Origin of the sequence: Propylenella binzhouense (assembly GCF_009866965.1) — a bacterium.
In the GTDB taxonomy this organism is placed as follows: Bacteria; Pseudomonadota; Alphaproteobacteria; order Rhizobiales; family Afifellaceae; genus Propylenella; species Propylenella binzhouense.
The window spans coordinates 40,775-64,191 of sequence record NZ_SPKJ01000008.1 but is presented as its reverse complement, the minus strand read 5'-3'; the positions used below and the strand labels follow the sequence as shown (position 1 = coordinate 64,191).

General features: G+C 68.4%; 28 protein-coding genes. 24 read left to right on the top strand and 4 right to left on the bottom strand.

All coding sequences use genetic code 11. From position 1 onward, the window contains the following. Nucleotides 1–66 precede the first annotated feature (66 nt). The 4 genes from E4O86_RS04620 (at nt 67) to E4O86_RS04605 (ending at nt 4,277) form a co-directional block, all read left to right on the top strand. Nucleotides 67–1,161: a Bug family tripartite tricarboxylate transporter substrate binding protein gene (locus E4O86_RS04620; RefSeq protein ID WP_161139340.1), complete on the top strand. Its 1,095-nt coding sequence runs from the start codon at nt 67–69 to the stop codon at nt 1,159–1,161. Between the two features lie 343 nt (nt 1,162–1,504). Further along, complete coding sequence (locus E4O86_RS04615) at nt 1,505–2,299, top strand: enoyl-CoA hydratase (RefSeq protein ID WP_161139339.1); 795 nt, start codon at nt 1,505–1,507, stop codon at nt 2,297–2,299. A 42-nt stretch (nt 2,300–2,341) separates the two neighbouring features. Then, a complete protein-coding gene (locus E4O86_RS04610) occupies nt 2,342–3,448 on the top strand; it encodes an Ldh family oxidoreductase (protein WP_161139338.1) in 1,107 nt (368 codons plus the stop codon). A gap of 25 nt (nt 3,449–3,473) precedes the next feature. Further along, nucleotides 3,474–4,277: an HpcH/HpaI aldolase family protein gene (locus E4O86_RS04605; protein ID WP_161139337.1), complete on the top strand. Its 804-nt coding sequence runs from the start codon at nt 3,474–3,476 to the stop codon at nt 4,275–4,277. 28 nt (nt 4,278–4,305) lie between these two features. Here E4O86_RS04605 and E4O86_RS04600 read toward each other — a convergent pair whose 3' ends face one another. Then, entirely contained in the window at nt 4,306–5,004 is a 699-nt protein-coding gene (locus E4O86_RS04600) for a GntR family transcriptional regulator (RefSeq protein ID WP_246206208.1), read from the bottom strand. A 335-nt stretch (nt 5,005–5,339) separates the two neighbouring features. Between E4O86_RS04600 and tcuA the strand changes: the two genes are divergently transcribed. Further along, nucleotides 5,340–6,773 (top strand): FAD-dependent tricarballylate dehydrogenase TcuA, encoded by a 1,434-nt coding sequence (gene tcuA, locus E4O86_RS04595; protein ID WP_161139366.1) that lies wholly within the window; start codon nt 5,340–5,342, stop codon nt 6,771–6,773. Beyond that, entirely contained in the window at nt 6,760–7,914 is a 1,155-nt protein-coding gene (tcuB, locus tag E4O86_RS04590; RefSeq protein ID WP_161139336.1) for a tricarballylate utilization 4Fe-4S protein TcuB, read from the top strand. Before tcuA ends, tcuB begins: the two co-directional genes overlap by 14 nt. Before the next feature lie 18 nt (nt 7,915–7,932). Here the strand turns inward: tcuB and fliI are convergent, their stop codons facing one another. The 3 genes from fliI to E4O86_RS04575 are packed head-to-tail and all read right to left on the bottom strand — an operon-like array spanning nt 7,933 to nt 10,811. Next, on the bottom strand, nt 7,933–9,261 hold the full coding sequence (fliI, locus tag E4O86_RS04585; RefSeq protein ID WP_161139335.1) for a flagellar protein export ATPase FliI: 1,329 nt from the start codon (nt 9,259–9,261) through the stop codon (nt 7,933–7,935). Nucleotides 9,262–9,305: 44 nt separating this feature from the next. Beyond that, nucleotides 9,306–10,028 carry a flagellar basal-body rod protein FlgF gene (gene flgF / locus E4O86_RS04580; RefSeq protein ID WP_161139334.1) on the bottom strand — a complete coding sequence of 241 codons (723 nt, stop codon included), beginning with the start codon at nt 10,026–10,028 and terminating at the stop codon, nt 9,306–9,308. Then, nucleotides 10,029–10,811, bottom strand: coding sequence for a DUF1217 domain-containing protein (locus tag E4O86_RS04575; protein WP_161139333.1), 783 nt, complete (start codon nt 10,809–10,811; stop codon nt 10,029–10,031). Nucleotides 10,812–10,942: 131 nt separating this feature from the next. Between E4O86_RS04575 and motA the strand changes: the two genes are divergently transcribed. The 18 genes from motA (at nt 10,943) to E4O86_RS04485 (ending at nt 23,321) form a co-directional block, all read left to right on the top strand. Beyond that, complete coding sequence (gene motA, locus E4O86_RS04570) at nt 10,943–11,830, top strand: flagellar motor stator protein MotA (protein WP_161139332.1); 888 nt, start codon at nt 10,943–10,945, stop codon at nt 11,828–11,830. A 3-nt stretch (nt 11,831–11,833) separates the two neighbouring features. Next, nucleotides 11,834–12,778: a flagellar motor switch protein FliM gene (locus tag E4O86_RS04565; protein ID WP_161139331.1), complete on the top strand. Its 945-nt coding sequence runs from the start codon at nt 11,834–11,836 to the stop codon at nt 12,776–12,778. Continuing rightward, nucleotides 12,759–13,103 carry a hypothetical protein gene (locus E4O86_RS04560; protein ID WP_161139330.1) on the top strand — a complete coding sequence of 115 codons (345 nt, stop codon included), beginning with the start codon at nt 12,759–12,761 and terminating at the stop codon, nt 13,101–13,103. The genes E4O86_RS04565 and E4O86_RS04560 overlap by 20 nt, the downstream gene beginning before the upstream one ends. A gap of 44 nt (nt 13,104–13,147) precedes the next feature. Continuing rightward, a complete protein-coding gene (gene fliN, locus E4O86_RS04555) occupies nt 13,148–13,489 on the top strand; it encodes a flagellar motor switch protein FliN (protein WP_161139329.1) in 342 nt (113 codons plus the stop codon). Beyond that, nucleotides 13,476–14,531, top strand: coding sequence for a flagellar motor switch protein FliG (locus E4O86_RS04550; protein ID WP_161139328.1), 1,056 nt, complete (start codon nt 13,476–13,478; stop codon nt 14,529–14,531). The genes fliN and E4O86_RS04550 overlap by 14 nt, the downstream gene beginning before the upstream one ends. Nucleotides 14,532–14,542: 11 nt before the next feature. Further along, nucleotides 14,543–15,625: a flagellar biosynthesis protein FlhB gene (gene flhB, locus E4O86_RS04545; protein ID WP_161139327.1), complete on the top strand. Its 1,083-nt coding sequence runs from the start codon at nt 14,543–14,545 to the stop codon at nt 15,623–15,625. Between the two features lie 9 nt (nt 15,626–15,634). Beyond that, on the top strand, nt 15,635–16,063 hold the full coding sequence (locus E4O86_RS04540; protein WP_246206207.1) for a hypothetical protein: 429 nt from the start codon (nt 15,635–15,637) through the stop codon (nt 16,061–16,063). A 102-nt stretch (nt 16,064–16,165) separates the two neighbouring features. Next, nucleotides 16,166–16,546, top strand: a complete 381-nt coding sequence (gene flgB, locus E4O86_RS04535; protein ID WP_161139326.1) for a flagellar basal body rod protein FlgB — start codon at nt 16,166–16,168, stop codon at nt 16,544–16,546. Then, a complete protein-coding gene (flgC, locus tag E4O86_RS04530; RefSeq protein ID WP_161139325.1) occupies nt 16,543–16,968 on the top strand; it encodes a flagellar basal body rod protein FlgC in 426 nt (141 codons plus the stop codon). The genes flgB and flgC overlap by 4 nt, the downstream gene beginning before the upstream one ends. Beyond that, nucleotides 16,965–17,297: a flagellar hook-basal body complex protein FliE gene (gene fliE, locus E4O86_RS04525; protein ID WP_161139324.1), complete on the top strand. Its 333-nt coding sequence runs from the start codon at nt 16,965–16,967 to the stop codon at nt 17,295–17,297. The genes flgC and fliE overlap by 4 nt, the downstream gene beginning before the upstream one ends. Nucleotides 17,298–17,307: 10 nt before the next feature. Continuing rightward, entirely contained in the window at nt 17,308–18,096 is a 789-nt protein-coding gene (gene flgG / locus E4O86_RS04520; protein ID WP_161139323.1) for a flagellar basal-body rod protein FlgG, read from the top strand. Between the two features lie 10 nt (nt 18,097–18,106). Then, on the top strand, nt 18,107–18,571 hold the full coding sequence (gene flgA / locus E4O86_RS04515; protein WP_161139322.1) for a flagellar basal body P-ring formation chaperone FlgA: 465 nt from the start codon (nt 18,107–18,109) through the stop codon (nt 18,569–18,571). Then, on the top strand, nt 18,568–19,668 hold the full coding sequence (gene flgI, locus E4O86_RS04510) for a flagellar basal body P-ring protein FlgI (RefSeq protein WP_425500110.1): 1,101 nt from the start codon (nt 18,568–18,570) through the stop codon (nt 19,666–19,668). The genes flgA and flgI overlap by 4 nt, the downstream gene beginning before the upstream one ends. A 100-nt stretch (nt 19,669–19,768) precedes the next feature. Then, nucleotides 19,769–20,266 (top strand): MotE family protein, encoded by a 498-nt coding sequence (locus tag E4O86_RS04505; RefSeq protein WP_246206206.1) that lies wholly within the window; start codon nt 19,769–19,771, stop codon nt 20,264–20,266. Further along, nucleotides 20,266–20,970, top strand: coding sequence for a flagellar basal body L-ring protein FlgH (gene flgH / locus E4O86_RS04500; protein WP_161139363.1), 705 nt, complete (start codon nt 20,266–20,268; stop codon nt 20,968–20,970). Before E4O86_RS04505 ends, flgH begins: the two co-directional genes overlap by 1 nt. A gap of 16 nt (nt 20,971–20,986) precedes the next feature. After that, complete coding sequence (locus E4O86_RS04495) at nt 20,987–21,499, top strand: flagellar basal body-associated FliL family protein (protein WP_161139320.1); 513 nt, start codon at nt 20,987–20,989, stop codon at nt 21,497–21,499. Next, nucleotides 21,496–22,230: a flagellar type III secretion system pore protein FliP gene (gene fliP, locus E4O86_RS04490; protein WP_161139319.1), complete on the top strand. Its 735-nt coding sequence runs from the start codon at nt 21,496–21,498 to the stop codon at nt 22,228–22,230. The genes E4O86_RS04495 and fliP overlap by 4 nt, the downstream gene beginning before the upstream one ends. A gap of 167 nt (nt 22,231–22,397) precedes the next feature. Then, entirely contained in the window at nt 22,398–23,321 is a 924-nt protein-coding gene (locus E4O86_RS04485) for a flagellin N-terminal helical domain-containing protein (RefSeq protein WP_161139318.1), read from the top strand. The last annotated feature ends 96 nt before the right edge of the window (nt 23,322–23,417 follow it).

Sequence of the window (23,417 nt, the reverse complement as noted above, 5' to 3'; positions counted from 1 at the left end):
CTGTCGAAAGGCGCCTCCCGGCTCGGGCCGGCTGGGGCGCCTCCATGTAATGATCGGGAGGATTGAATGAAGATCGATCGCAGGACACTCTTGGCCGGCGCCGCAGCGTCCGCCGGGATTGCCGCCGTTTCCGGCCCGCGCAGCGCGTTCGCGGCGGCCGACTTCTCCGGGGAAACGATCGAGTGGATCTGCCCCTTCTCGGAAGGCGGCGGAAGCAGCGTGCTCGCCCGCTTCTATCTTCCGTTCCTGAAGAAGTATCTTCCGGGAAACCCGGACATCGTGGTCCGGAACATTCCCGGCGGCGGCTCGATCACCGGAACCAACGAGTTCGCGGCGCGCGCCCGGCCGGACGGCAAGATGATCATCGTCACCTCGGCGACCACGCAGTTCCCCTATCTGCTCGGCGATCCGCGGGTGCGCTACGACTACAAGAACTTCACGCCGGTGCTTGTCTCGCCGACCGGCGGCGTCTGCTACCTGCCGCCCGATCTCGGCGTGAAGTCCGCGGCCGACCTCAACAAGATCAAGGACAAGGAGCTCATCTACGGCAGCCAGGGCCCGACCTCGCTCGACCTCGTGCCGATGATCGCCTTCCTGGTGCTCGGGCTCAACGTCCGCTACGTCTTCGGCATGCCGGGCCGCGCCGACGGCCGGCTCGCCTTCGAGCGCGGCGAGACCACGATCGACTACCAGACCTCCGGCGCCTATCTCGCCAACGTGGTTCCGCTGGTCGAGGCCGGCAAGGCGGTCCCGATCTTCTCCTGGGGCGTCCTCGACGAAAACGGCGAGTTCGCGCGCGATCCGACCTTCCCGGATCTGCCGCATTTCGTCGAGGCCTACGAGATGATGCACGGCAAGAAGCCGGAAGGCATCGAGTTCGACGTCTACAAGGCGGTGTTCGGCTCGGGCTTCGCAGCGCAGAAGCCCGTCATGCTGCCGAAGAAGACGCCGAAGGACATCGTGGACGCCTATACCAAGGCCTTCGAGCAGGCGGTTGCCGATCCCGAGCTCCAGGCGAACAAGGGCGAGATCCTCGGCGAGTACAAGCAGGCGACCGGCGCGGCGGCGGAGAAGCTCTACCAGGTGGCCACGACCATGCCGGACGAGGCCCGCGAGTGGCTCCGCAACTATCTGATCAACAATTACAACGTGAAGCTCTGACCGGCGAGCGGGCGGGCGCGGTCGCCTCCGCCCGTCCGCGGTGCGAATTCGGGAAGGTCGGCTCCGCGGGGCCGCCCTTCTTCCGTTCAGGCGCTCCGCCCGGTGCGGACGGAGCGCAGGCTGAAAAGGGCACCGCGATCCCGAAGCTCTGCACGCCCGAGCCGGCGCGCGAGCTCAGCACGAAGAAGGCGACATCATCAGCACGGCCGGCGCGGGCGCCTTGACACCCGTGCAATGCTGAATGCAGACGTATACGAATAAGTCCGGGCAAGAGCCAGACGGGCGGTGAACGATCCGGACGGGCCGATGGGCTGCGGCCGCTCCGGCCGCCGGCGGAGGAAGCATGGAACTCGGCACGGACAAGGTGCTCGCCGAAAGGGAAGGCGGGATCGGCTGGCTCGTCTTCAACCGGCCGGAGCGCCGCAATGCGATCTCGCTCGAGATGTGGCGCGCCATCGTGACCGCGCTCGCGACCTACGATGCGGACCCGGAGGTGCGGGTCGTCGTCATGAAGGGCGCCGGCGAGCGGGCGTTCACGGCAGGGGCGGACGTCACCGAGTTCGACGAGAAGCGCGCGGATGCGAGCGCCGGCGAACTCTACAAGGAGCTCTCAGAGGGCGGGCGGGCGAGGATGTCGGCGCTTCGCAAGCCGCTCGTCGCCATGATCCGCGGCTTCTGCCTCGGCGGCGGGCTCGCCATCGCGATGCGCGCGGACATCAGGATCGCATCGGAGGATTCCGTGTTCGGCATTCCCGCGGCACGGCTCGGCCTGAGCTACGGCATCGAGAACCTGAAGATGCTCACCGAGCTGGTCGGGCCGGCCTATGCGAAGGAAATGCTCTTCACCGCGCGCCGGCTCGACGCCGCGGAGGCGTGGCGGATCGGGCTCGTGAACCGCGTGGTCCCGGTGGACGCGCTCGAGGAGACCGTGCGCGCGATGGCGACGACGATTTCGGAGAACGCGCCGCTCACCGTGGAGGCCTCGAAGCTCACCATCGACGCCGCGCTGAAGGATCCGCAGGAACGGGACATGACGCGTCTCGATGCGCTCGCCGCGGCCTGCCTCGACAGCGCCGACTATGCGGAGGGCCGCCGCGCCTTCCGCGAGAAGCGGAAGCCGGTCTTCACCGGGCGCTAGCTGCACCGCGGGACGCGAAAAGAAGCAGGGTTGGAAGCGACGATGCAGGATGCGAAGAGTGCCGCGGCCGCGGCGAGCGGCACGGTCCATGTGGAGGCGGAGGAGGCGCGCCGCTTCGTTGCAGCGCTTCTCGCCACCTACGAGGTCCCCCCGCAGGACGCGCGGGTCATCGCCGAATGCCTGGTGCGCGCCGATCTCCGCGGCGTCGACACGCACGGGATCGCGCGGCTCGGCGGCTATCTCGACCGTGTCCGGCGCGGGCTCGTCAATCCGCGCCCGAACCTCCGGCCCCGCCGTGTCACGCCGGCTGTCGCGCATCTCGACGGCGGCGACGGGTTCGGCTTCGTGATCGCCACGCGCGCCATGGCGGAGGCCATGGCGATGGCGGGCGAGGTCGGCATCGGGATGGTGTCGGCGATGCGCAGCACGCATTTCGGCATGGCCGCGAGCTATGTCCTGCAGGCGGTGGAGGCGGGCTTCATCGCGTTCGTCTTCACCAATGCCTCGCGCGCCATGCCGCCCTGGGGTGGGCGGGAGGCGCTTCTCGGGACGAGCCCGTTCGCGGCCGGCGCACCGGGCGGCGAGCGCGGACCCTTCGTTCTCGACATGGCGCCGAGCGTGGCCGCGCGCGGCAAGATCCGGCGCGCGCAGCGGATGGGGGAGCAGATCCCGCTCGGCTACGCGCTCGACGCGGAAGGCAAGCCGACGACCGACCCGGTCAAGGCGCTCCAGGGCGTGGTGCTGCCGATGGGCGGCCCGAAGGGATCCGGCCTCTCCATGCTGATGGACATCATGGGCGGGGTGCTGTCGGGCGCCGCCTTTGCGGGCGACGTCACCGACCAGTACAAGGACTACACGCGACCGCAGAATGTCGGGCATTTCTTCTTGGCGATCAGGCCGGATCTCTTCATGTCGGCAGCGGATTTCCGCGCGCGCATGGACGTGCTCGTCGAACGTGTGAAGACCTGCCCCAGGGCCGAGGGGTTCGACGAGATTCTGATGCCCGGCGAGCCCGAGGCGCGCCAGGAGGCGCGGCGGCTCGCAGCCGGGATCCCCTACCAGGCGAAGGATCTCGAGCCGCTTCTGGCCGATGCGCGGGGACGCGGCGTGCCGCTGCTCGCCGTCGCGTCGCAGCCGTTAGGAAGCTGACAGAGGCCGGCCGGAGGACGACGACATGACTGCGACCCAGGACATCCGCAACCCGCTCCGGGATCGAATGAGTGCCGGCGAGGTCGGCCTCGGAATGGTGGTGCGGCTCGCGCGCTCGGGCGAGATCGCACGGATCGCCAAGGCGAGCGGGCACGATTTCATCTTCGTCGACGGGCAGCACGCCATCTTCTCGGCGGAGACGATCGGGCACATTGCGCAGGCGGCGCTCGGCTGCGGGATCGCCACGCTCGTCCGGGCGCGCAACCTCGAGGATCCCGAGATCCCGCGCCTGCTCGACAATGGCGTCATGGGGGTCGTCTTCCCGGACGTGAACAACGCCGCAGAGGCGCGGCGGGCGGTCCAGATCTGCAAGTTCGCGCCGGTCGGCAAGAGGTCGGTCGCGGGCGGCTATTCGATCTTCGACTTCAAGCCGAAGCCGATTCCGGAGGCGATCCGGATCCTGAACGAAACCACCCTCGTGGTCTGCATGATCGAGACCCCGGAGGGGCTCGAGAACGTCGAGGCGATTGCGGCCGTCGAGGGCGTCGACGTCGTCCATATCGGCTGCAACGATCTCCTCAATGCGTGGGGCACGCCCGGCGCCTTCGGCGAGCCCAGGATCATGGCGGCCATCGGCCGGATCATCGAGGCCTGCAGGAAGCACGGCAAATGGGCCGGCCTCGGCGGCGACCGCGACCTCGGACGCCAGACCAGGCTCATCCATGAGGGCGTCCGCTTCATCACCACGCAGACGGATGTCGCCTTCCTGATGGCGGAAGCGAGCCGCCGCGTCTCGGACCTGAGGCGGGCGGCCGAGGCGAAGGGCTGATCGGCGGCCGTTCGGCCGCCCGCCCGCGTCAGCCGATGTCGAACATCATCCCGAGGCGCGCCTCCTGCGCCATCTGGATGTGGGAGCGGGCCGCGTGCTCGGCCCGGTCCGCGTCCCGGGCCTCGATCGCCGCGACGATGGCGGCATGCTCCGCGACGGCCCGCTCCGGCCGCCCCGACACCGTGAAGGTCGTGCTCGGCAGGAGCGCCATCGCATCGTGCACCTCGTCGAGGGTCCGCATCAGATAGCGGTTGTGCGCCGCCTCGTAGATGGCGCCGTGGAACTCCCGGTTGTAATGCGCCTGCCGGTCGGCATCGCCGGCCGCGCGCTCGAACGCCTGGGCGAGCCGATGGAGCGTCGCGATCTCGCTCGGCGAGGCATGCTGCGCGGCGAACCGCGCCGCGGAACCCTCGAGGATCTCGCGCATGGCGTAGAGCTCGATCGTCTGGGGCCGGCTGAGGGTCGCCACCACCAGGCCGCCGGGCGCCATTTCGAGGAGCCCGCGCGCCTGAAGACGCGAGATCGCCTCGCGGACCGGGGTGCGGCTGACGCCCAGCGCACGCGCGATCTCCTCCTCGCGGATGCGTTCGCCGCGACCGTATCGCCCGAGCTGGATGCCGTTCCGGAGCGATTCGTACACCCACTGGGCGCGGGACGTCTTGGATCCGCCGTGCGGTTCGCCCGAGGCTGAGGGCATGTTCCGGATCGGGTCCGTTGCGTCCGCCATCATCACTCCTGCTGCTTCCGATCCGGCGCCGGGCCGAATCGCGGCGGACGGGGAGGCCCGGTCGCCGGCCTCTCCTCCCTGGCCGTGGTGCCGCACCATGCCGCTCGCAACCGGCAACTGCAACGTACGGGGGATTATACAGAAGGATGAGGGGAAGTCCCGCCGTTCGTATGCAATTGTATTTCCAGGTATGGCCGATGCGGAGCGAAGGCAGGCTTCGGGGCTGTGCGGCGCGGTTGCAGGCCGGATGCCCGCCTGCCGCGGAGCGCCCGGCGCGACGCGCACAGCCTCCTTGCAATCATGTATCCTGTTGTATACGGAAATGTGCGATGAACATGGCGTCAGATCCGAATCCAGCTCCGCCCGGGGAAGCGGCGCGCCCCGCGGAACATTACGACGTGGTCGTGATCGGCGGCGGAAACGCCGCTCTCTGCGCGGCCAACAATGCGCGGCGGGCGGGCCGGTCCGTCGTCGTCTTCGAGGCCGCGCCGAAATTCTACCGCGGCGGCAATACGCGGCACACGCGCAACATGCGCGTGGCGCATGACGAGCCGAACGAGGTTCTGACCGGCCCCTATCACGAGGACGAATTCTGGGACGACCTGCTGCGCGTCACGGGCGGCCAGACCGACGAGGAGCTGGCGCGCTACACGATCGCGCAGTCGAAGGAGCTCTGGGACTTCCACACGAACCAGGGCGTCCGGTTCCAGCCGTCCTTGGGCGGCACCCTCAGCCTCGGCCGCACCAATGCGTTCTTTCTCGGCGGCGGGCGCTCGATGCTGAACGCGCTCTACCGGACGGCGGAGGATCTCGGGGTCGAGATCTTCTACGATGCGCCGGTGGTGGCGCTCGCGATCGAGGACGGCGCCTTCCTGTCGGCGACGGTCCGCATCGGCGAGCGCGAATTCGTCGTCCGGGGCGGCGCGCTGGTCGCCGCCGCCGGCGGCTTCGAATCGAACCTCGAATGGCTCCGGGAATATTGGGGCCCGCCCGCCGACAATTTCCTCATACGCGGCACGCGCCACAATCGCGGCTCGATCCTCAGGATGCTGCTCGACGCCGGTGTCCAGCCGATCGGCGACCCGACGCAGTGCCATGCGGTGGCGATCGATGCGCGCTCGCCGAAGTTCGACGGCGGCATCGTCACCCGGCTCGACTGCGTCGTCTTCGGCATCGTGGTCAACCGCGACGCCGAGCGGTTCTACGACGAGGGTGAGGATTTCTGGCCGAAGCGCTACGCGATCTGGGGCCGCCTCGTCGCCGGCCAGCCGGACCAGATCGCCTACATCCTCATCGACCAGAAATCCATCACGTCCTTCATGCCGTCGGTCTATCCGCCGCTCAAGGCAGACACGCTTGCGGGCCTTGCGCAGCAGTTGAACCTCGACCCGCAGAAGCTTGAAAGAACAGTGTCGGAGTTCAATGCGGCCGTGCGCTCCGGCAACTTCGATTCCACCGTGCTGGACGACTGCCGGACGGAGGGCCTGACGCCCCCGAAGTCGCACTGGGCCCGGCGCATCGATACGCCGCCCTTCTACGCCTATCCGGTTCGGCCGGGGATCACCTTCACCTATCTCGGGACACGCGTGAACAGGGAGGCCCGCATCATCATGGAAGGCGGCAAGCCGTCCGCGAACATGTTCGCCGCGGGCGAGATCATGGCCGGAAACGTGCTCGGAAAGGGCTATCTCGCCGGCATCGGAATGACCATCGGCGGCGTCTTCGGACGGATCGCGGGACGAGAGGCGGCTGCCAATGTACGCAACTGACACGCAGCAGGAAGCGGATCGGATCATGACGATCTGCAATGCCTGTCGCTATTGCGAAGGCCTGTGCGCCGTCTTTCCCGCGATGGAGATGCGCCGCGCGTTCACGCCGGGCGACCTCAACTATTTCGCGAATCTCTGCCATGCCTGCGGCGCCTGCTACTACGACTGCCAGTTCTCGCCGCCGCACGAATTCAGCGTCGACGTCCCGCAGACCCTCGCCAAGCTCCGCGGCGAGACCTACCAGGCCTATGCCTGGCCGCGCGCATTCGCAGGCGTCTTTGCGCGCAACGGGCTCGCGATCAGCCTGATCGCGGCGCTGAGCGTCGCCGTCTTCATCCTCGGCTTCGTCGCCGCGAACGATCCTTCGGTCGTATTCGCCACGCAGACGGGAGCGGGCGCGTTCTACCGCCTGATGCCGCACAACTGGATGGTGGCCATTTTCGGCGCCGCCTTCATCTACGCGATCGTCGCGCTCGTCATGGGCTTCCGGAACTTCTGGCGGGATATCGGCGAGCCGAGCCATCCGCTCGATGACGGCGGATCGATCTGGCAGGCGGTCAAGGACGCCGCCAGCCTGCGCTATCTCGACGGCGGCGGCATGGGCTGCATGAACGACAGTCCGCGCCCGAAGGACGGGCGCCGGCACGCCCACCACGCGACGTTCTACGGCTTCATGCTGTGCTTCGCGTCGACCTGCATCGCGACGCTCTACCACTATTTCCTCGGACGCGAGGCCCCCTATCCCTGGTACGACCTGCCGGTCGTCCTCGGGACGCTCGGCGGCATCGGCCTCGTGGTTGGTCCGATCGGCCTCTACATCGCGAAGCGTCGCCGCGATCCGGCCATGGTCGACCACACGAAAACCGGCATGGACGTCGCCTTCATCGCGATGCTCTTCCTGACCGGGCTGACGGGCCTGCTGCTTCTCCTGCTGCGCGCCACCCCGGCCATGGGGATCCTGCTCGCGGTCCATCTCGGCGTCGTCTTCAGCCTGTTCGTGACCATGCCCTACGGCAAGTTCGTCCACGGCATCTACCGCTTCGCGGCGCTCGTGCGCTACGCCAAGGAGCGCCGCGCCCACGAGGCGCCGCCCAAGGCGGCCGCGCCGGCCGGCGCACGGCCGGTCGCCAATCCGGGCTGAGACGGGACGGCCGGGCCGCTACGGCCGCGGTCCCTGCAAAGCGTCGGCAAGCTCGCGGAAGGCATCCCGCGAGGGCGGCGACGAGGGGTCCTGCGCGATCGCCTGGTAGAGCGCCGGAACGAGCGCCACCGCCTGGTCGAGCTCGGCGTCCGCGCCGGGATGGTAGGCTCCCATCAGCCGCAGGTCCCGGCTGTCCTCGTAGCGCGCGACCATGGTCCTCAGGCGCCCGACCAGGATCCGCTGGTCGGCCGACCAGGCGTGCCGGGCGAGGCGGGAGAGGGAGCCGAGAAGGTCGACGGCCGGATAGCGGCCCTGGTCGGCGATCGCGCGGCTGAGGACGACATGGCCGTCGAGCGTGCCGCGGATGGCGTCGGAGACGGGCTCGTTGTGATCGTCGCCGTCGACCAGCACGGCGAATATCCCGGTTATGGTCCCGCTGCCGTCCTCGCCGGGCCCGGCGCGCTCGAGCAGCCGGGGAAGGTCGCCGAAGACGCTCGGCGCATAGCCGCGCGCGACCGCCGGCTCGCCCGCGGCGAGCGCGACCTCGCGCGCCGCATGGGCATAGCGCGTGATCGAATCGACGATGAGGAGCACCGATTCGCCGGCATCGCGGAGGCACTCCGCGATGCTCATGGCGGTGCGGGGCGCGAGCCGGCGCATCATCGCGCTCTCGTCGCCGGTCGCCACGACGGCGACGGTGCGCTGGCGCGCCGGACCGAGGCTCTCCTCGAGGAACTCGCGGACCTCGCGGCCGCGCTCGCCGACGAGCGCGATCACCACGCTGTCGAAAGTCTGGGCCCGGGCGAGCATCGAGAGCAGCGTCGACTTGCCGATGCCGGAGCCGGCGAAGATGCCGAGCCGCTGCCCCTTGCAGATCGGCGTGAAGAGGTCGAGCACGCGCACGCCCGTGGCGACCGGCTCCTTGGCGCGCGCGCGGCGGATGGCGGGCGGCGGCGGTGCGTCGACGGTGCGCTCCACCGTGCCGGCGGCAAGCGGGCCGCCTTCGTCGATCGGGCGGCAGAGCGCGTCGATGACCCGGCCCTTCCAGCTCGCGTCGGGGGCGATCGCGAGCGGCCCCAGGCGATGGACGCGCGTGCCCGGGCCGATCTCGATCAGGTCGGCATAGGGCTTGACCGTCGCCGCGGCCGGATCGATGCGGATCACCTCGCCGATCGCCTGGCCGCCTTCCGACAGGGCGATGCATTCGCCGAGCTTCAGGAAATGGGAAAGCCCGGCGATGCGGAAATGCGTCGGCGTGACCTCCGTCACGAGCCCGCTCGCGCGCACGAAGGATCGCAGCTGCGGGTGGGGGGCGAGCGCCTGGGCAAGTCGTTCGAGCGCGTTCACGGCGGGCCTGCTTCCGATCCTTCCATCCGCCGCGGCGCCTGCCGTCAGACGGAGGTGCCGAGGGTCTTGACGGTGTCCTTGAGCGCTCCCTCCGTCTCCGCCACGGCGGAGGCGGTCGCCTCGAAGGCCCGCGACATTATGATGAGCTTCGTCAGCTCGCGGACCGGATCGACGTTCGACCCTTCGACGAAGCCCTGAGCGACGCCGTTTTCCGCGAAATCGAGAACGGGCGCGGCCGGGCGATCGGGGATGACCGCGGAGCTGTCGTAGCGCTTCAGCCCGGCCGCCGGGTCGATGCTGAAGAGGCCGATCGCGCCGCGCTGTTCGCCGGCCTGGGTGATCATGCCGTCGCTTGCGATGGAGATCGCGCCGCCGTCCGGATCGAGCTGGATCGGCGCATTCCCGACATCGAGGACGGGATGGCCGGCGAGCGTCTGGAGCTCTCCCGTCGGGAGCATCCGCATCCGGCCGTCGCGGGTATAGGCAATGCCGGCCGGTGTCTGGATCGCGAACCAGCCCTCGCCCCTGACCGCGACGTCGAGAGGATTTCCCGTCTGCGTCATGGCGCCCGAACGGCGTTCGATGAAGGTCTCGCCGGTCGAGGCGAAGGCGACGGGATCGCCGGTCCGGGAGAGGATGGCCTCGAAGCTCACTTCGTCCGCCCGGTAGCCTGCGGTGCTCACGTTCGCCATGTTGCGGGCGATCGTTTCGAGCCGGCGCTCCAGCGCGATCTGGCCGGACAGCGATACGTAGAGGCTGCTCTCCACCTAATTGCCCCCGAGCTTGAGCCCCTGCAGGCTCATCAGCAGGTCCGTGCCGATCCCCGCCGCCACCGGCTGGCTGATCAGGATCGCCGGGGACACCGACTGCGTCGTCCCGTTCTCCGCGTCCCACATCGCGGTGAAGCGCTGCAGGAGCCTGTCGACCTTCTCCGGGTCCTGGAGGTCGGAAATGTCGAGCTTGGAGGTGATGAAGTCCGCCTGGCGGTCGATGTCGGACATGGAGGTGAGGGAGGAGATGCCGAACGCCGTCTGCACCACCTGGATGAGGGCGGTATCGGCGAGGATGCCGTAGGCGCTCGTCACCGACGACGCCTTGCGCTGGAAATAGAGCGCGAGCCGGACCCCGTCATTGGACGAGCCCGCGTCCTCCTCGAGCGTCTGGCGCACGTATTTGTCGACGGTGCCCTGCTGCGCGCGGGTGAAGACGGTCGCAGTCTCGCCGTAGCGGACGAAGTTGAACGCCTGGGCAAAGTCCTGGTAGCGCTTGTCGGTGAGCTGGTTGGCAAAGCTGTCGGAATCGTCGATGCCGCCTTCGAGCACCTTGCCCATGAACGCCTTGGCATAGGTCATGTCGCCGAGGCCGTAGGCCTTCATGGCGTAGGAGAACAGCCGATCGTTCTCCATGAAGTCGTCGATCGACTTCACCTTCACGATGTTCTCCAGGTAATAGGCGCTCTCGCGCGCGACGACGGGTTGCTGCGACGTGCGCTCGAGCGACTGGGTCAGACTGCCGGAAATCATCCGATAGCTCGTGAAGGTCGAAAGCACGGGCGGTCCCCGATCAATGGAGCGACGCCACCTTCGGCCGTCCGGCTTGCCCGAAGCTGGCGTCGAGCCAGTTTCACGCAAGCCTTGCCCGCTATTCCGGGCTCCGGAAGAGCTGGTCCGGAGCTGGGCGGTTGGGATTCTTCATCGGCTTGATCATCGCGATCGGGTGCATGCTCGGCGGCTTCGCCGCGCTCGGCGGGCATCTCGCCGTCATCTGGCAGCCTTGGGAATTCGTCATCATCGGCGGAAGCGCGCTCGGCACGTTCATCATCGCCAATCCGCTCTCCACCGTCGCCGATACCGGCCGCGCCTCCGTCCAGGCCATCCTCGGGGGCGGCCCGAAGCAGCGCGACTATCTCGACCTCCTGGGGCTGCTCTACTCGCTGATGCGCGAATTGCGGTCCAAGGCGCGGAACGAGGTCGAGGAGCACATCGACAATCCCGAGCAGTCGGAAATCTTCAAGCGCTTCCCGACGGTCCTCGCCGACAGGGATCTGACGCACTTCATCTGCGATTATTGCCGGCTCATCATCATCGGCAACGCCCGAACCCACGAGATCGAGGCGCTGATGGACGAGGAGATCCACACCGTCAATCGCGACAAGCTGAAGCCCTACAACGCCCTCGTCTCGGTGTCGGAAGCGCTGCCGGCGCTCGGCATCGTCGCGGCCGTGCTGGGCGTGATCAAGGCGATGGGCGCGCTCAACGAATCGCCCGAACTCCTCGGTCACCTGATCGGTGCGGCGCTGGTCGGAACCTTCGCGGGCATCTTCCTCTCCTACGGCGTGGTCGGCCCGCTCGCGCACAAGGTGAAGGTCAGCCGCGAGAAGCGGTGCCGGCTCTACGTCATCGTGAAGCAGACGCTGCTAGCCTTCATGAACGGGGCGATGCCGCAGATCGCGCTCGAACATGGCCGCAAGACGATCTCGGCCCTCGATCGCCCCTCGATCGACGAGGTGGAGAGCGAGACGATCGCCGGCGGCGGCCGGGCGGCCGAGCCGCAGAAGCAGGCGGCATAGCGGATGAGTGCCGCCGGTATCGCCGATCCCGACATGCAGCCGCCCGTTCATGACCGGCTGCTGGAGGTCGCGGGCATCTCGATCGACCGGATGCCCATGCTCAGGGTGGTCTTCGACCGCCTGGCGACGAGCTGTGCCGACGCCCTCCGCCCGCTCTCGCCCTCGCCGATCCTCCTTTCCATGGAGGGGGTCGAGACGGGGCGCATCGGCGATGTGCTGTCGGCCTATCAGCGCGGCGCCGTCGCGGCCGTGCTCTATGCGAGCGAGTGGGACACCCGCATCCTCGTGGGGCTCGATCGCGATTGCACGAACGCGATCCTGGAGGCGCTTTTCGGCGGCGACGGCACCGAGCCGCAGGATCCCGAGGACCGCGCCTTCACCACCATCGAAATGAAGGTCGCGCAGCTCGTCTTCGAGCATGTCGCAGCCGCGCTCGCCGCCTGCTTCGCCTCCGTCGGCGAGGCCCCGTTCAAGATCGAGCGGGTCGAGACGCGCCTCGACTTCGCGGTCATCGGGCGGCGCAACAACCCGGCCGTCGTCACGCGCATAGCCATGCAGGCCCATGAACGCGGCGGCGACATGTTCATCGTCATCCCGCAATCGGCGCTGACGCCGATGCGTCAGAACCTCGCCCGTGTGCTCTCCGGCGACGTCTCGCCGAGCGATCCGCGCTGGACGCGGCAGATCCACTCGGAGGTCGCGCGCACCGAGGTGCGGCTGCGCGCGATCCTGGAGGAGCGTGAGATGACGCTCGGCGAGGTGGCGGAGCTCAGGGCCGGCATGATTCTGCCGCTCGAGGCGACGCCGCGCACGCGGGTCCGGCTCGAATGTGCCGACCAGCCGCTCTTCTGGTGCGAGCTGGGCCGTTCCGATTCCGTCTACACGCTGCGGGTGGAAGACTTCATCGACAAGAACGAGGACGTGATCGATGACCTCGTTTCTGGTTGACGGCGTTCTCGTCGTCGCGCTGCTGCTGACGAGCGCGCGCGTGACCGCCATGTACCGCGAGCTCAAGCGCCTGCGGCTCTACCACGCCGACTACGAACGCGTGTTCGAGCAGACCCGGGAGGCGCTGGGCGGCCTGGAGCGCGCGATCCACGACGTCAACGGCCGTTCCGGCGAGACCCTCGCCGCGCTCGCCGAGCGCATCGAGGAAGGCCGTGCGGTGCTCGGCCGTCTCGACGGCGAGCTTCGCACGGCGAGGGCGGAGGTCGCCCGGGCGTCCGGCGAGTGGGATGCCGCCGCGGCCCGCATCCTGCCTGGCAATGCCTGACCCGACCGTCCCACCCCGAGTTCCAGCCAAAGGCCCCGGTCTCCATGTCGCACAGTGACGCTCTCTTCGGCTCGACCGCCGGCGCTGCCGGCGAGCCGCCAAGGCCCGCCCCCGAGCCCGGCCGCCATCTCGACGCCATCCTGCGCATTCCCGTCTCGGTCCAGGTCGTCCTCGGCTCCACCACCATGCCCGTCGCCAATCTGATGAAGCTCGGACGCGGCGCCGTGATCCCGCTCGACCACAGGATCGGCGAGCCGGTGGACGTGGTGGTGAACGGCCGCGTCGTCGCCCGGGGCGAAGTCGTCGTGGTGGAGGAGGACAACTCCCGGTTCGGCGTCTCCCTGACGGAGATCGTCGGGCAGTCGGGCTCCGATGGCGGCGCCTGACCTCAAGTTCCCGAGGGCTGCGGCGGCGCCCGGAAAGGCGCTCGCCGTCAAGCCGCTGCGCGGGCCGGACAAGGTGGCCGCGCTGCTGCTTGCCATGGGCAAGCCGCTGGCGACGCAGCTCCTGAAGCATTTCGACGAGATCGAGCTCCGCCAGATCACGCGCGCGGCCTCCGATCTCGGCCCGGTATCGCCGCAGGCGATCGAGGGCGTCATCGAGGAATTCGCGGTGCAGTTCTCGTCCGGCGCGAGCCTGCTCGGCACCGCGCGGGAGGTCGAGCAGCTGCTCCTGGGCGTGCTGCCGCCGGAGCAGATCGCCGACATCATGTCGGACGTGCTCGGAAGCTCCAACCAGACGATGTGGGAGCGGCTCTCCTCCGTCTCGGAGACGGTCTTCGCCTCCTATCTCGTCAAGGAGCATCCGCAGACCGCGGCGCTGATCCTCTCCAAGGTGAGCCCGACCTGCGCCGCGAAGGTGATGGGGCATCTGCCGCGCAGCGTGCGCAACGCCCTCATGCGCCGCATGTTCAGCCTGAAGCCGGTCATGGAGCCGGCAATGCGCCTCGTCGAGGGCACCCTGCACGAGGACCTGCTCCTCAACCTCGCGCGCAAGACCGGCGCCGATGCGCATGCGCGAATGGCCGACATCATCAACAAGATGGACCGCGAGCAGATGGAGGACGTCCTCCAGAGCCTTTCGGAGGAGCGGCCGAAGGCGGCGGAGATCCTGAAGGGGCTGCTCTTCACCTTCGAGGACATCGGCAAGCTCACGCCCAAGGCGCGCATGGTCCTCTTCGACCAGATCTCGACGGAGCGCGTCGTCCTCGCGCTCAAGGGAACCGACGCCGAGTTCCGGGACCTCATCCTCTCCTCGCTCGCCTCGCGCGCGCGCCGCATCGTCGAGGCGGAGCTCGCGAACGGCGAGCCGGCCCCGCAGCGCGACGTCATCAAGGCCCGCCGGACGATTGCCGACATCGCGCTCGGCATGGCGGAGCGCGGCGAAATCGAGCTCAACGCCACCGAAGACGCCGAATATTACCAGTAAGTTGCTGCATCGTGGCCGATACGCCTGAAAAAGACAGCAAAACCGAGGAACCTACCGAAAGGAAAATTCGGGATTCCATCGAAAAAGGTCGCGTCCCCATCTCCCGCGAAGCGGCGGTCTTCGCATCATTCAGTGCGATACTGATCGTCTTCGGCTTCCTCATCAATCAGCACGCCGGAAGGCTGGCATTGGTGCTGAGCCGCTTGCTCGATGACCCGGCGGGATGGTCGCTCGACAATGGCATGGACGCGATATTGCTCTGGCAGGCGGTGTTCCGGGAGGCGCTCCGGTTCCTGGTGCCGATCGTCGTCCTGCTTGCCGTTGCCGGCATCGCGGCCGCCGTCCTCCAGAACGCGCCGCGGCTGGTGCTGGAGCGGATCAAGCCGGACTGGTCGAGGCTCTCGCCGGGCAAGGGGTTCGCCCGCATCTTCGGGCTTTCGGGCCAGGTCGAGTTCGCCAAGTCCGTGTTCAAGTTCGTCGCCATCACCGGCGTCGTCGCGCTGCTCCTGCGCTCGGAAACGGCAGGCATGTTCAATGCCATGCTGATCGATCCCAACACGATCCCGCAGCTCATCCTCGACATGTCGATCCGGCTGCTCTCCGCGGTCTGCGTCGCCACCATCCTGCTCGTCTCGGCCGATCTCGTCTGGGCGCAGCTGCAATGGCGGCGCGACCTGCGCATGACGCGCCAGGAGGTGAAGGACGAGTTCCGGGAAATGGAGGGCGATCCGCTCGTGAAGGCGCGCCTGCGCTCGCTCTCCCTCGATCGCAACCGCAAGCGCATGATGGCGGCCGTCCCGCAAGCGACGCTGGTCATCGCCAATCCGACGCACTTCGCGGTCGCGCTGCGCTACGTGCGCGAGGAGGGCGGGGCGCCGGTCGTCCTCGCCAAGGGGCAGGATCTGATCGCCCTCACGATCCGCCGCATCGCGGAGGAGAACGGCATTCCGGTGGTCGAGGACAAGGCGCTCGCACGGTCCCTCTACGACAGCGTCGCGATCGACCAGGCGATCCCGCCCGATTTCTACCGCGCCGTGGCCGAAGTGATATATTTCCTCTACGCCAAGACGGCGGCACGGCCGCCGGCGAGGTGACGCATAAAGATGTTGATGCAAGTTCGGGACGATCACGCGCTTCGGCGGGAGCGGGCGCTCACGGAAGCCCTTCGGGAGGTAGCGGACGAGCTGCGCCTGATCGACGTGGCGGATCTTGTCGCCTTCGTCAGGTTCGAGCGCTACGCGAACATTGCGGATCTGGTGAACTCCTCGGTGGAACTCCTGTTCAAGCCGGGAACGCTGCGCTTCGGCGCCGCCGCGCAGGTCGAGATCGACTGGCGCGCCGCACCGGCGGTCATGCTCGATCTCGAGTTCCGGCACATGGGCGTGACGGTGTTGTTCAATCTCGAGCTTCGCGGCGATGAGACCGCCGTCGACATCCACTATATCGCGTTCGCGGCCCCGGACCCTTCGCCGGAAGCCAATACGCGGCGGCTCGTGGCGGCCCTCGGCGACGCGCGCCTCGCGGGTTCCTGATCCCGGAGGGCGCTCCCCCCGCGGCCGCGGGCCTGCCGCGCCAGCCTCGGACAAGATTCCCGCCGTAAGGTCCGCCCTGACTGGTGATCGGGAGCGGCCTTCGTGGACGGAGTCTATCTGTTCGACCTCGCCTCGCGCCGCGCGGGGTGGCTCGCCGTCAGGCAGGCGACGGTGGCGGAGAACGTCTCGAACGCCAACACACCCGGCTATTCCGCGCGCGAGATCGAGCCCTTTCAGGACGTGCTCGACAGCTTCGGCACCAAACTGGCCAAGACGGCTCCGGGCCACATGGATCTCGAGCCGGCAGGGTTGCGCACCAGCACGGTCGAGCGGGTCGACGGCTGGGACGTTACGCATTCCGGCAATTCGGTCGCGGTCGAGGACGAGATGATCAAGGCCGGGGAAGTGCAGCGCGACTTCTCGCTGAACACCGGCATCGTGAAGGCGTTCCACCGCATGGTCATGATGGGGCTCAGGGGGTGAGCGCGCTCGATCCGCTCCAGGCTGCGCTCCGCATCTCCGGGTCCGGCCTCGCCGCGCAATCCACGCGGCTCAGGGTCGTCTCGGAGAACCTCGCCAACGCGCAGTCGACCGGGTCGGCCCCGGGCGCGGATCCCTACGCGCGCAAGACGGTGACCTTCGCGGAGGAGCTGGACCGCGCCGCCGAGGTCGAGCTGGTGAGGGTCGACCGGATCGGCGTCGACCGGGCGCCCTTCCGCATGGAGTTCGATCCCGGCCATCCGGCCGCCGACGCGGCGGGATTCGTCAAGTTCCCGAACGTCAACGTGCTCGTCGAGATGGCGGACATGCGGGAAGCCACCCGCACATACGAAGCGAATCTGCAGATGATCCAGCAGGCGCGCGAGATGATCTCGCGGACCATCGATCTCCTGAGGCCGACATGACCGATACGCTCGCCGTTCTCTCGTCCTCGTTCCGGGGGATCTCCGGGGCGGGATCCGTCCACGGCGCAGCCTCGGCCGCCCGCACGGCGGCAGCCGCGCCCGCCTCCGGCGCCGCGGATTTCGGCTCTGTGCTCGCGCAGGTCTCGGCCGAAGCCGTCGGCACGCTCCACGCCGGCGAGGCGGCCGCGATCTCGGGAATCGAGGGCAAGGCTCCCGTCCAGCAGGTGGTGGAGGCGGTGATGAGCGCGGAGCAGACGCTCCAGGCCGCTATCGCGATCCGCGACAAGGTGGTCGCCGCGTACCAGGAAATCAGCCGGATGGCGATCTGAGGACTTCGACATGAGAGCGCTCGCAATCGCCGCGACGGGCATGACCGCCCAGCAGATGAACCTCGAGGTCATCGCCAACAACATCGCGAACATCAACACCACCGCCTTCAAGCGCGCGCGCGCCGAGTTCACCGACCTGCTCTACCAGGCGGAGCGGCTGCAGGGCGTGTCGAACCGGGGCGGGGAGGCGGCCATCCCGGAAGGGGCGCAGCTCGGCCTCGGCGTCCGGACTGCGGCGATCAGGAACCTGCACCTCCAGGGCGAGCTGACGAGCACGGGCAACCGCCTCGACCTCGCGCTCGACGGCCGTGGCTGGTTCCAGGTGACCGGGCCCGACGGCGAGACCGTCTACACGCGCGCCGGCTCCTTCAACACCAGCGCGGACGGCGTGATCGTGACGCTCGACGGCTACGCGCTCGATCCGGCGATCACCATCCCGCAGGACGCGGTGGACATCGCCGTCAACGAATCCGGCCAGGTCTATGCGACGCTCGACGGCAATCCCGACCCGCAGCTTCTCGGACAGCTGACGCTCGCCAATTTCGCGAACGATTCGGGCCTGGAGCCGCTCGGCGGCAATCTCTACCGCGAGACGGCAGCCTCCGGCCAGCCGGTGGTCGGCGTGCCGGCCGATCCCGGCTTCGCGCGGATCCACCAGGGCTATCTGGAGGCGTCCAACGTCGATCCGGTGAAGGAGATCACGGAGCTGATCTCCGCCCAGCGTGCCTACGAGATGAACTCCAAGGTGATCCAGGCCGCCGACGAGATGGCCGGCGTGGTGTCCAAGGGCATCCGGTAGGCGGCCGGACATGACGCCCGCGCGCTTCGTCTCCCTCGCGCTGCTGCTGGCGGCCTTCGCATGGCCGGGGGGCCCGGCGGCGGCGCAGTCGCTGCAGCTTCCGGTGCCGGCGATGACGATCTATCCCGGCGACGTCATCGAGCCTGCCTTCGTGACGAGCCGGACCTTTCCGGCATCCATGCTCGTGCGCGGGGCGGCCCCGAACCTCGAGGCGGTGATCGGCAAGGTCGCCCGGAGGACGCTCCTCCCCGAGCAGCCGATCCCGGTGAACGCGCTCGGGGAGCCCAACATCATCGCGCGCGGCGCCTCCGTTCAGGTCGTCTTCCGGGAAGGCGGGCTGGTGATCACCGCCTACGGATCGGCGCTCGAGCCGGGCCGCGTCGGCGACGTCGTGCGCGTGCGCAACATCGACACGGGGCTCGTCATCTTCGGCGTGATCCAGTCGGACGGCACCGTGCGGGTGGGGGCCGGATGATGCTGCGGCTGCTCCTCGCGCTCGCATTCCTTGCCGCGGCGACGGCGGCCGAGGCGGGCGTCCGGATCAAGGACATCACCGGCGTCCAGGGGGTGCGCGAGAACCAGCTGATCGGCTACGGGCTCGTCACCGGCCTGCAGGGGACTGGCGACAGCATGCGGAACTCGCCCTTCACCGAGCAGGCACTCCAGTCGATGCTCGACGCGATGGGCATAAATGTACGCAACGCCAACCTGCGGACCCGGAACGTCGCGGCGGTGATGGTCACGGCCGAGCTTCCGGCCTTCATCGGCCGCGGTGCGCGGATCGACGTCACGGTATCCTCGCTGGGCGACGCCACGTCGCTCCTCGGCGGCACGCTGATGCTGACGCCGCTCATGGGTCCGGACGGCCGCACCTATGCCGTGGCCCAGGGCCCGGTGGCGGTGTCCGGCTTCGCCTCCGCCGGCCAGGCGGAGACGCTGACCCAGGGCGTTCCGACCGTCGCGCGGGTGCCGAACGGCGCGCTCGTCGAGCAGCGCATCCCCGGTCGCTTCGGGGATTCGAACGCGCTCGTGCTCGAGCTCAGGAATCCCGACTTCAAGACCGCGATCCTCGTGGCCGATGCCATCAATGCCTTCACCATCCGGCGCTACGGGGTGAGGAGTGCCTACGAGCAGGACCTCCGGACGGTCACGCTCGTGAAGCCGGGCGCCGTCAACGCGGCGCGCTTCATCGCCGAGATCGGAGACCTCCGGGTCGAGCCGGACACGCCCGCCCGCGTCGTGATCGACGAGCGCTCCGGCACCGTCGTGATGGGCCAGGACGTGCAGGTTTCCACCGTCGCCGTGACACACGGGAACCTGACGGTGCGCGTCACCGAGATGCCGACCGTCTCGCAGCCGCAGCCTTTTGCCGCCGGCGAGACCGTGGTCACGCCCCAGACCTCGGTCATGGCGGAGCAGGGTGGCGGCCAGATGGCGATCGTGGAGGGCACGAACCTTCAGATGCTCGTCCGTGGCCTGAACCAGATCGGGCTCAAGCCGACCGGGATCATCGCCATCCTGCAGGCGATCAAGACCGCCGGCGCGCTGCAGGCCGATCTCGTCATCCAGTAGGTCGCGCCCGTCGCCAGCCCGGCGCAAGCTTCTCCGGCCACGATGCGTCGACCGATCGGGAATCGTGCCGCGGAAGATGCCTGTCAGGACCGCCAGACCGTTGACGCCGCTCCTCCCGGTCCTCGCCGGGATTGCGGTCGCGATGGCATCCGGCGCGCCGGCCGCGGCCGAAACGGCGAAGCCCGCCGAGGCTCAGAGCGATGCGGACCGCTATTGCCGCAATATCGGCGACGCGGCGGCCGAGGCGCGTGTGCAGTGGCAGGCGAAGAGGCTCCGCGAGGTCGAGCAGGAAGTCGAGGCCCGCATCGCCGCACTCGAGGCGAAACGCGCCGAACTCGAGGCGTGGGTGCGGCGGCGCGAGGCGCTGCTGGCCAGCGCGGAGGAGAGCGTGGTCGCGATCTACGCGAAGATGCGGCCGGACGCGGCGGCGCAGCAGCTCGTCACCATGGACGGCGGTACGGCGGCCGCCATTCTCGCCAAGCTCAATGCGCGCAATGCCAGCGCGATCCTGAACGAGATGGCGCCGGAACGGGCGGCAGGTCTCGCCGATGCGATCGCCGGCAAGCGCGACGACGAAGCCGACGGGAAGAAATCGTGATGACGCGCATTGCCTTTCTCGCGGCGGCGGGCCTCGCCGTCTCCGGTTGTGCCGGTGAGCTGCAGGATTTCGGGCGGGAGCCGCGCCTGAGCCCGGTCGGAAGCGGGCTGCAGGCCTATCGGGAGCCGGTGCCGGTCGCCGCGTTTCCGGCGGTGGCACGTCCTTCCGAGCAGTCGCTCTGGGATCCGAGCCGGCCGAATCTCTTCAGCAACACGCGGGCCTCGAAGGTCGGCGACATCGTGACGGTCAGGATCGCCATCAACGACCGGGCGACCCTCGACAATGCCTCGGGGCGCTCGCGGGAGGCGAGCGGCAAGACCGGGCTCAGCCTCGGCTTTTCGCTGAACGGCGAAGGATCGAGCCTGAGCGCCGACGGGTCCGCGGACAGCACCTCGAAGTCGAACGGCAAGGGCTCGATCGACCGCTCCGAGAAGATCGAGCTCTCGATCGCGGCGGTCGTCGCCGAGGTGCTGCCGAACGGAAACCTCCTCGTCAGCGGCTCTCAGGAGGTGCGGGTGAACTTCGAGGTCCGCGTCCTCAAGATCGCGGGAATCGTCACGCCGCGCGACATCTCGCCGGAAAACACGGTTCCCTACGACAAGATCGCCGAGGCGCGCATCTCCTATGGCGGCCGCGGGCGTCTCACCGACGTCCAGCAGCCGGCATGGGGGCAGCGGCTCTACGACGCCGTCACCCCGTACTGAGCGGCGGAAGAGCGGAATGGCGCCGAAGGCACTGCCCGCGCCGGCCGGGCGCGAGACGCGGAAGGGGCCCGGTCCGGGCGCCTCGATCGGCGCGGTCGCGGTCCTGACGCTTCTCGCCGGGGCCGCCGGCGGTCTGTTCGGCCTGCGTCTGCCCGCCTGGACGGCACCTGCGGACGAGGCCGCCGCTCCCGCCGGCGCCGGCCCGGCCGCGGAGCACGGGTCGGGGGACGCGCGGCCATCGAACATCCATCCGCTGCCCCCGGTCATAACGAATCTCGGCGATCCCGCGACGACTTCCGTGAGGCTCGAAGCCTCGCTCGTCTTCAAGGATCCGGCTGCCCCTTTGCCGGACGACGTCGCCAATGCGATCGCCGGCGATATCCTCGCCTATCTGAGGACGGTTTCGCTCGAGGACATCGAGGGCGCGAGCGGGCTCCAGCATCTTCGCGAGGACCTCGCCGACCGCGCCGCGATCCGGGCCGACGGGGCCGTCCGCGAGCTCGTGATCCTCACCCTGGTCGTGCAGTGAAGCGCGTCGCCCTTGTCGCCGGCCTGCTCCTGCTGGCCTCTCCGGCACTGGCGCAGGTGCCGGATCTCGGAAGCCTGATCCCGGAAGGGCAGGGCAGCGCCACCGGCCGGATCATCCAGCTCGTCGCGCTGCTGACGGTCCTGGCGGTCGCGCCGGGCCTCCTCGTCATGGTGACGAGCTTCACGCGCTTCGTCGTGGCGCTCTCGTTCCTCCGCTCCGGACTGGGCCTGCAGAGCACGCCGGCGAACCTGATCCTCGTCAGCCTGTCGCTCTTCATGACCTTCTTCGTGATGGGACCGACCTTCGACCGCGCCTGGCGCGACGGGCTTCAGCCGCTTCTCGAGAACCGGATCTCGGAGGCGCAGGCCTTCACGCTGATTGCGGATCCGTTCCGCGATTTCATGCTCGAACAGGTGCGCGAGAAGGACCTGAGGCTTTTCCGGGATCTTGCCGCAAGCGAGGCTGCCGGCCCCGGACCGGAGGACCCGGTCTCCCTCAGGATACTCGTCCCGGCCTTCATGATCTCGGAACTGCGCCGCGGCTTCGAGATCGGGTTCCTGATCGTCTTGCCGTTCCTCGTGATCGACATGATCGTGGCGACGCTGACCATGTCCATGGGCATGATGATGCTGCCGCCGACCGTCATCTCCCTTCCGTTCAAGATCCTGTTCTTCGTCCTCATCGACGGCTGGAACATGCTGATCGGCGGGCTCGTGCGCTCCTACGGCTGAGATCGCCGCCGGCCGTTAAGCCGCCGGTAATATTATCCGGCTAGACGTCTGCCTACGGCCGGTTGGAGCCCGCACCCTCCGCTCCAAAGGCATGACGCCGCCCAGCCGTACCGGTGAAAGTCCGGTATGTCCCTGACCGAATTCAACAAAGATTGGGACATAGCGTTATGACGAGTCTTCTGACCAACGCCGCGGCGATGACCGCGCTGCAGACCCTCTCCGCGACGAACAAGACCCTGGAGACCACCCAGGCTCGGATCGCCACGGGCTACAAGGTGGGCAACGCCTCCGACAACGCGGCTTACTGGTCGATCGCCACCACGATGCGTTCGGACAACAAGGCGCTCTCCACCGTGAAGGATGCGCTCGGCCTCGGCGCAGCCAAGCTCGATGTCGCCTCGACGGGCATCAACACCGCGATCGAGGTGGTCGACGATATCAAGACGAAGCTGGTCGCCGCCCGCGAGCCCGGCGTCGACCGCGCCAAGATCCAGTCCGAAATCACCTCGCTCCAGGCGCAGCTCACGAACAACGCCGCCGCGGCGACCTTCTCGGGCGAGAACTGGCTCTCGGTTGATTCCGGTGCCACCAGCTATTCGGCCACCAAGTCGATCGTCGCGTCCTTCACCCGCGATTCCACCGGCGCCGTCTCGGTCAGCACGATCGACGTCGACATCAGCGGCACGGCCCTCTTCGACGCCGACGCTACCGGTACCGGCATTCTCGACACCGAATTCACGACGACCGGCGGCGGCGGCGTGACGGTCTCGGTCGCGACCCTCGACATCACCGCTGCGGGCATCGACAACACCGACATCGACGACATGATCAGCGGCGTCGATGCGGCGCTCTCCTCCATGACGACGGCGGCCTCCGATCTCGGCGCCGCCAAGAAGCGCGTCGAGCTGCAGAATTCCTTCGTCTCGAACATGATGGATGCGATCGACCGCGGCGTCGGCCAGCTCGTCGATGCGGACATGAACGAGGAGTCGACCAAGCTGCAGGCCCTGCAGGTCCAGCAGCAGCTCGGCATCCAGGCGCTCTCGATCGCCAATCAGAGCAGCCAGAACATTCTCTCGCTGTTCCGCTGATCGCGTAGAAGATCCCGGTCGCGGGCCGCGCCCTTCGGGGCGCGGCCTTTCTCGTTCTGCAATGCCCGCGCAAGGTTCCTGTCGGAAGGTCGACCC